6 protein-coding genes and 1 pseudogene are annotated in these 7,416 nt (G+C 73.3%); 5 read left to right on the forward strand and 2 right to left on the reverse strand.

Annotation, left to right across the window (positions count from 1 at the left end):
- Nucleotides 1–62: 62 nt before the first annotated feature.
- Complete coding sequence (locus AB8Z36_RS26995) at nt 63–1,106, forward strand: LysR family transcriptional regulator (protein ID WP_369215982.1); 1,044 nt, start codon at nt 63–65, stop codon at nt 1,104–1,106.
- Here AB8Z36_RS26995 and AB8Z36_RS27000 read toward each other — a convergent pair.
- On the reverse strand, nt 1,022–1,549 hold the full coding sequence (locus tag AB8Z36_RS27000; RefSeq protein WP_369215983.1) for a carboxymuconolactone decarboxylase family protein: 528 nt from the start codon (nt 1,547–1,549) through the stop codon (nt 1,022–1,024). The two genes, AB8Z36_RS26995 and AB8Z36_RS27000, sit on opposite strands and share 85 nt — an antisense overlap.
- A 226-nt stretch (nt 1,550–1,775) precedes the next feature.
- Between AB8Z36_RS27000 and AB8Z36_RS27005 the strand changes: the two genes are divergently transcribed.
- Complete coding sequence (locus AB8Z36_RS27005) at nt 1,776–2,687, forward strand: LysR family transcriptional regulator (protein WP_369215984.1); 912 nt, start codon at nt 1,776–1,778, stop codon at nt 2,685–2,687.
- Nucleotides 2,688–2,825: 138 nt separating this feature from the next.
- A complete protein-coding gene (gene hisD / locus AB8Z36_RS27010; RefSeq protein WP_369215985.1) occupies nt 2,826–4,187 on the forward strand; it encodes a histidinol dehydrogenase in 1,362 nt (453 codons plus the stop codon).
- 25 nt (nt 4,188–4,212) lie between these two features.
- Here hisD and AB8Z36_RS27015 read toward each other — a convergent pair whose 3' ends face one another.
- A complete protein-coding gene (locus tag AB8Z36_RS27015) occupies nt 4,213–5,211 on the reverse strand; it encodes a LacI family DNA-binding transcriptional regulator (protein WP_369215986.1) in 999 nt (332 codons plus the stop codon).
- Nucleotides 5,212–5,486: 275 nt separating this feature from the next.
- Between AB8Z36_RS27015 and AB8Z36_RS27020 the strand changes: the two genes are divergently transcribed.
- Both AB8Z36_RS27020 and AB8Z36_RS27025 read left to right on the forward strand, forming a co-directional pair.
- Nucleotides 5,487–6,626, forward strand: a complete 1,140-nt coding sequence (locus AB8Z36_RS27020; RefSeq protein ID WP_369215987.1) for a cupin domain-containing protein — start codon at nt 5,487–5,489, stop codon at nt 6,624–6,626.
- A gap of 56 nt (nt 6,627–6,682) precedes the next feature.
- Nucleotides 6,683–7,372: pseudogene (locus AB8Z36_RS27025) on the forward strand (alpha/beta fold hydrolase).
- Nucleotides 7,373–7,416 lie beyond the last annotated feature (44 nt).

A 7,416-nucleotide genomic window follows, 5' to 3' on the forward strand; every position in this document is an offset into this window, starting at 1 on the left:
CATCCAGTGTGAGATCTGGCAGGCTGGTCGGCGATATCCCTCAGGTATGGCCGGAGGTCGGTATGGAGGCGCGGCATCTGCGGTATGCCCTGGCGCTGGCCGAGCACGCGCACTTCGGCCGGGCCGCCGCCGCCCTGGGGATCGCCCAGCCTCCGCTGTCCAAGCAGATCGCCGACCTCGAACGGGACGTGGGCACCCGGCTGTTCGACCGCACCCGGCGGGGCGTCTTTCCCACCGCCGCGGGCGACGCCTTCCTCTCCCGGGCGCGCAGGGCGCTCGACGAGATCACGGCGGCGGCGGTGGACGCCTCCCGGGCCGCGCGCGGCGAGACGGGACGGCTGCGCCTGGGGTTCATCGCGTCGGCCCTGCTCGAACCGCTGCCGGACGTCCTCGGCCGCTTCGGCCGCGAACGGCCCGACGTACGCCTCGAACTCCACGAGATGGCGACCAGCCGCAGCACGGCCGCCCTCGTCGCGGGCGAGCTCGATGCGGCGATCACTCTCGGCAGGCCGCGCGGTGCGGGCGCCGAGCGTCTGGTCTCGGTGCCGATCGGCCGGGACCACCTGATCGCGGTGGTGAGCAGCACGCATCCCTACGCGGGCCAGCGGAGCGTCAGCGCCGCGCAACTGCTGCGGCAGCCGCTGATCGTGGCGCCCGGCGAGGACGAGCCCGCCGTCGTCGCCGGACTGCACGCGCTGCTCGGTGCGGACTCCCCGGCCCTGGTGGGCGCGACCGTCGCGCGGGACGTCCACACGATCATCGGCCTGGCCGCCTGCGGTGTGGGCGTGGGCCTCGGGCCGACCCGCATGCTGGCGGCACCGCGCCGTGGCACGTGGTTCTGCGAGGTGACCCCGCGCACGCCGCTGCCGGACCTGGTCCTGTCCTTCACCGCCCTGGACCGCTCCCCGGTGCTCGACGCCTTCCTCGACGTCATCCGCGACAACTGCCCCGAGGTCGGCGCCGCACTCGACCGCAGGCTCGGCCCGAGGCCACGGGGAGCGGGACGCGGGGGCGACGGCCCTCAGTCCCCGGCCGCAGCCTCGCCCTCCACCTCTCCCTCCGTTGTCACCCCGAAGGTGTTGAGGAAGCCGCAGACGAGCTGGTAGAAGCCCACGGTGATGACGAGGTCGGCGAGTTCGTGCACGGTCAGGACGGCCAGGAGTTCCTCCCGCGCCGGTCCGTCGAGGGTGTGCCGGGTCAGCAGCCGGTCCGTGGCCACGAGCACGGCCGCCTCCGGCCCCGGGAGCTCTTCGGCCTCACCGGTCCTCGCGGCGGCCAGCGCCGCCTCCCCGAGGCCGAGGCCGCGCGCGGCGCTCTCGTGGTGGTGCACCGCGTAGGCGCCAGCGCAGACGTGGCCGACCCGCAGGATGGCCAGTTCACGCAGGGCGGCGGGCAGCGCGTTCCGCTGGAGGACGGCGTCCCCGAGTGCCAGCATGCCCGGCGCGAGGGACGGTGAGTGCATCAGCATCCGGTAGACGTTGAGCGAACCGTGGGCGGCCACGGCGTCCCGCAGCTCCGGGGGCAGCGCGGACAGATCCGGGTACTCCATCGACCGTTCCTCCTCGTGCCGGGCGCTCCCTCGTCGCGGCGGATTCCGAGCATGTACGGGGGCCGGGGCGGGTGGCAAGGACCGGGGCCCGCGCGGCGACGCCGGTGCAGCGGCCGGTGCCCGGCGGTGCGCGTTCTGTGGCGGCGGGGTGCCGATACGCTGCGGCCATGCCCGACGAACCACCGCAGCACCGGACCGTGAACCGCGTCGAGCGCCGGGGTCCGGTATGACGCTCAATCAGCTCAGGGCCTTCGTCGAGGCCGAGCGCCTGGGGTCCTTCACCGCCGCCGCCCAGGCCATGGACATCGCCCAGGCGTCCGCCTCCGAGCTGGTCCGGCGCCTGGAGACGGAGCTGGACGCGGAGCTGTTCCTGCGCGGCAGCCGCACCCTCACGCTCACCGCGGCCGGTGCGGAGCTGCTCCCGTACGCGCAGGAATCGGTGGCGGCGGCGGACAGCGGGACCCGGGCCGTGCGCTCCCTCGGGTCGCTCGGCGGCGGCACGGCCACGTTCGGCGTGCTGCGCAACGCGGACTACTACCTGCTCGCCGATCTGGTGCGGATGTTCCACGCGCGCTATCCGGCCGTCCGCGTCCGCCTGGTGGGCCAGAACTCCGCCGAGACCGCGCTCGCCGTCGCGCAGGGGCGCATCGAGGCGGGCCTCGTCGTGCTGCCGATCGACGACGACGAACTCGCCGTCACGCCCCTCCTGCGGGACGAGGTGTTCTACGTCAGCGCGAGCGCCGAGCGCACCAGCGCCCCGGTGAGCATCGAGACGTTCGCGCGCGCACCCCTGGTCCTGTACGACGCGCACTACGGCTGGAAGGACCCCACGCGGCGCCAGCTGGCCGAGCGTGCCCAGCTCGCCGGGGTCCGCGTCGACCCGCTGATCGAGCTGGAACACGTGGAAGCCGCGCTGAAGCTGGCGGCGGCCGGGGTCGGCGACACGATCGCGAGCCGAGCAGTGATCTCGGGGCCTTCGTTCCCCGCCGGGCTGCGCACCGCCCCCTTCGCCGAGCCGTTGTACGACACGATCGCCCTGGTCAGACGGCGTGGTCGCCCGCTGTCCCGCGCCACGCGCGAACTCGCCCGGCTCGCCGAGGACACTCTCCGGGAACTCGGCGGCGGCCTGCGGGCGTGACGGCACGGCGGCCGGTCGATGGCCGGTGCGCCACTGCCGGACGGGAAAAGAAGGCGCCAGTGTCACAGGAAAAACCTGTGGCACCTTCAGGAATCGCCCCTCTAGTCCTGTGGCAGCGCCGCGTCTACCGTCCCGGGTATGCAGATCACGCACGACGAACAGCAGACCCTCGCGCCCCTCACCTGGCTGAAGAAGCCGGCCGTCGACGGGCCGCCCGCCCAGCGCGACCCCGAGGTGGTCGAGCGGGTCTCCCAGATGCTCAAGGAGATCGAGACCAAGGGCCTGGACGCGGTTCGCGCCTTCGGCCGCGAACTCGACGGCTGGTCCGGCGATCTTGAGATCGGCGCCACCGAGCTCAAGAAGTCCGGCGACGCACTGCCCGCCGACGTCCGCACCGCCCTGGAGATGGGCCACGAGCGCACGCACCGCTTCGCCACCGCCCAGCGCGAGCACCTGACCGACTTCGAGATCGAGGTCGCCCCCGGCGTGCGGGGCGGCCAGCGCTACGTCCCCGTCGCACGCGTCGGCGCCTACCTCCCCGCGGGCCGCTTCCCGCTCCTCGCCAGCGCGTTCATGACCGTGGGCGTGGCCAAGGCCGCCGGTGTCCCGACCGTGGTCGCCTGCACTCCCCCGTCGGGCGAGCACGGCGCCCACCCGGCCGTGCTCTACGGCGCCCACCTCTCCGGGGCCGACCGCGTCTTCGCCGTGGGCGGCGTCCAGGCACTCGGCGCCATGGCGTTCGGCCTGCTCGGCGAGGCGCCGGTCGACATGCTGGTCGGCGCGGGCAACGCCTTCGTCACCGAGGCCAAGCGGCAGCTCTTCGGCCGGGTCGGCATCGACCTGCTCGCGGGTCCCTCCGAGGTCGCCGTCATCGCCGACGACAGCGCCGACCCGGCCTGGGTCGCCGCCGACCTGCTCGGCCAGGCCGAACACGGGCCGAACTCACCCGCCGCCCTGATCACCACCTCCGAGAGGACCGGACGGGCCGTCGCCGCCGAGATCGAGCGGCAGCTGGAGGGCCTCGCCACCCGGGACATCGCCGGCCCCGCCTGGCGCGACTTCGGCTCGGTGATCGTGGTGCGCGACCGCGACGAGGCCATCGCCGTGGCGGACGTCCTTGGCCCCGAGCACCTGGAGGTCCAGACCGAGGACGACGACTACTACCTGGAGCACCTGCGCAACTACGGCTCGCTCTTCATCGGCCCCTGGTCGACCGTCGCCTACTCCGACAAGGGCATCGCCGGCACCAACCACGTACTGCCGACCGGCAAGACCGCCCGCTACAACGCGGGGCTCTCCGTCTCCCGCTTCCTCAAGCCGCTCACGTACCAGCGGGCCGCCCAGGAGGGCACCGCCGCGCTCGCGCCCGCCGTCGAGCGGATCTCGGCGTTCGAGGGCCTGGCCGCCCACGGGGCGACCGCCACCCTCCGCATCGACCGGATCGGCCGCGCCTCCGGGGCCTTCGACGCCGTCCCCGACGCGCTGCGCGAGCAGCTCTGAGCGCGCCCCGCGCCCCGCGACGCGATCAGTGCAGGCGGGCGTGGGTGGCCCGGGGCACGAACTCGGTCGGGAGCACCAGGCGTTCGCCATCCGGGTCGGCCTCGCCGTTGATCCGCCTGATCAGCAGGCGTGCCGCCTGCCGCGACAGCTCTTGCAGGTCGTGGCGGACGGTGGTCAGGCGGAACACCTCCCAGGACGCCATCGGCAGATCGTCGAAGCCGATCACGGTCAGGTCGTCGGGGACCCGGAGCCCGGCCGCGAGGGCCGCGTTCAGGACGCCGATGGCGACCACGTCGTTGCCGCAGAAGACCGCCGTGGGCGCCTCCGCCGCGCCGAGCAGCGAGGGCAGCGCGCCGTAGCCCGTCTCGTACTCGAAGGGGCCGCGCGCCACGCGGTCCTTCGGGAGCCCTATGCCCGCGTCGGCGAGCGCGAGGCGGAAGCCCATCTCGCGCTCGCGTCCGGTCGTGGTGTTGGCCGCGCCGAAGACGCCCGCGACGCGCCGGTGCCCGAGCTCGACGAGCACCTCGGCGGCCAGGCGTCCACCGCCTTCGTTGTCCACGACGGAGGCGTAATCGCCGCGCGCCCCGGTGTCGCGGTTGAGGAAGACGTAGGGCATGCCGCGCCGGTCGAGCGTGGCGGGCAGGCTCGAATCAGTGGTGGCGGTCGCGAGCACCACCCCGTCGAGCGACTGGTCCAGGAGCTTCTCCTCGGCCACCGCGTCGTCGGAGCGCTCGGTGAGCAGCATCATGCGGTACCCGAGCCGCTGGAGCTCGTCGTGCAGGGGCGCGATGACATGGGGGTAGAAGGGGTTGGTCAGGTCGGTCACGATCACCCCGATGCGCCGGGTGGCCCGGGTCGACAGGGCGCGGCCCGCCTCGCTCGGCACGTAGTTCAGTGCCCGCGCCGCCTTTCTGACCTTCTCGCGCGTCGCCGCCGACACCCGGGGATCGTCCCGCAGGGCGCGGGAGACCGTGGGCTGCGAGACGCCCGCCAGCCTCGCCACGTCGTGACTCGTGATCGCCATCGGCCCTCTTCCAGTCGCCGGTGCGCCACCCCCTGGCGCGCGTAGCGACGAGTATACGAAATACGTATGTCGTACTGCCGCGCGTGAACGCCCACGGAACGGCGCTTTCGGCCAACTCGCGCTGCGCTTGTCAAGTCGCACGCGGGACAACGTGGCACCGAAGTCGACCCTGCCAACCCCCTTGACATCGCCGGGCAGAACACCTGTCATGGCAATGCATACGTATTCCAAGCAAGCCGAGGAGCGCTTCCACCGCTTCTCGCGAGGGAGCAGTCATGCCCGATGCCGTCGTGACCACCGCCGAACTGGGGCGCCGCACCGTCCGCCGCAGCGACTTCGTCTCCTGCAACCAGGCCTTCATCGACTGCCGCACGCCGGGCTCGGACCGGAAGGAGAACTACGCGATGATCGGGCCCGGGGTCTCCCAGGCCGCGGGTCAGCACGTCAACCTCCGGCTGCCGCACGGCTACAACATCGGTGCCGCCGCCATGCCGCACGGCATCACCAACAACCTCCACCTGCACTACACCGCCGAGGTGTTCGTCTGCACCGAGGGCGAGTACCTGCTGCGCTGGGGCGCCGCGGGGACCGAGGGCGAATACCTGCTCAAGGCGGGTGACATCGCCTCCGTCCCCACCTGGATCTTCCGCGGGTTCACCAACACCGGCCCCGATGACGGCTGGATGTTCACCGTGCTCGGCATGGACCACACCGGCGGCATCATCTGGGGCCCCTCGGTCCTGCGCGAGGCCGAGGGCCACGGCCTCTATCTCAGTGCCGACAACAAGCTCATCGACACCGTCGCCGGTGACGAACTGCCCGCCGACGCCGAGCTGACCAAGCCGATGGCGCAGGAGGACATCGACCGGCTGCGGCACTACAGCGCCGAGGAGATGAAGCGGCGGGTCGCGGCGGCGGACGAACTCATCTGGTCCGACCGGCCCTTCCTCGACAGCACCCTGCCGGGCGCGGGGGCCGAGCTGAGCTGTGTCATCGGCTACGGCATGACCGAGGACCCGCACCAGGAGCCGCGCGTCTTCAACCCGCACGGGCACAACCTCGCCTGGCTGCGTGCCGAACCCGGCCAGGGTGTCTCCCTCCACCGGCAGCACGAGACGCAGACGCTGATCGTCAAGGACGGCACCTGGGAGATCACCCTCAACCGCACCGACCCCGTCACGGTACGGCTCGGACCGCGCGACATGCTTTCCGTGCCGCAGGACGCCTGGCGCACCCTGCGCAACGTCGGCGACGCGCGGGGCCTGCTCCTCGTCGTCAACTCCGGTGACGGCCGGGTGCGCCTGGAGTGGGACGACGAGGTCGCCAAGGCCGCGGCCGACGCGGGCGTCGGCATCGACCACAACGGCTACCGCGCGCCCTACGCACTCCTCCCCCGCTCCGCGCGCCCCTGGTGAGCGCCGTGCCCTGCCGCGCGGCGCCGGACCCGCTTCCGCTGGTCACCCTCCCCGGCATGCTGTGCGACGACAGCCTCTGGTCGGAGGTGGCCTTCCCCCGAGGCCACCCCGTGCATCACCTGGAGCTGACGAAGCCGGACATCGGGGCCATGGCCGACGACCTGCTGTCCGCCGTACCCGGACCGTTCGTCGCCGTGGGGCTCAGTCTCGGCGCCATCGTCGCCTTCGAGGCACTGCGCCGGGCGCCCGAGCGCGTCGCCGGGCTCTGCGTGATGTCGACGAACGCGGGCGCGCCGCGCGCCGGGCAGTACGCCGCGTGGCGCGCGATGGACGCCGCCATCGCCGACGGCCGGTTCGCCGACGTCGTCGAGCAGACGCTGCCCGGCATGTTCGCCACGCCGGAGCCCGCACAGGAGGCGGCCGAGTGCTACCGGCGCATGGCCCACTCGGTCGGACCGGCCGACGCGCGCGCCCAGCTCGCCGCGCAGGCGACCCGTACCGACGCGGTCGGCGCCCTGCGCTCCGCCGCGTGCCCGGCCGTCGTGCKGYACGGRMAGCACGACGCGCTGTGCCCGCCGGACTTCCACCKCGCSMWSKYCGGYGCCSYGCMSGGCRCCGRMSWKSGCGAGGTGGCCGGGGCGGGGCATCTGCTGCCCCACCGGCACCCGGACGCCGTCTCCGCCGCACTGCGGGACCTGCTCGCCCGGGTGCGGACGACGGCGCCTCAGGCCACCGCTCTTCCGTAACCCGACCCGCCCATCCTCCAGCACCAAATCCCCCCCTCCAGCAC

It is taken from the genome of Streptomyces flavofungini, assembly GCF_041028215.1.
GTDB lineage: Bacteria > Actinomycetota > Actinomycetes > Streptomycetales > Streptomycetaceae > Streptomyces > Streptomyces flavofungini_B.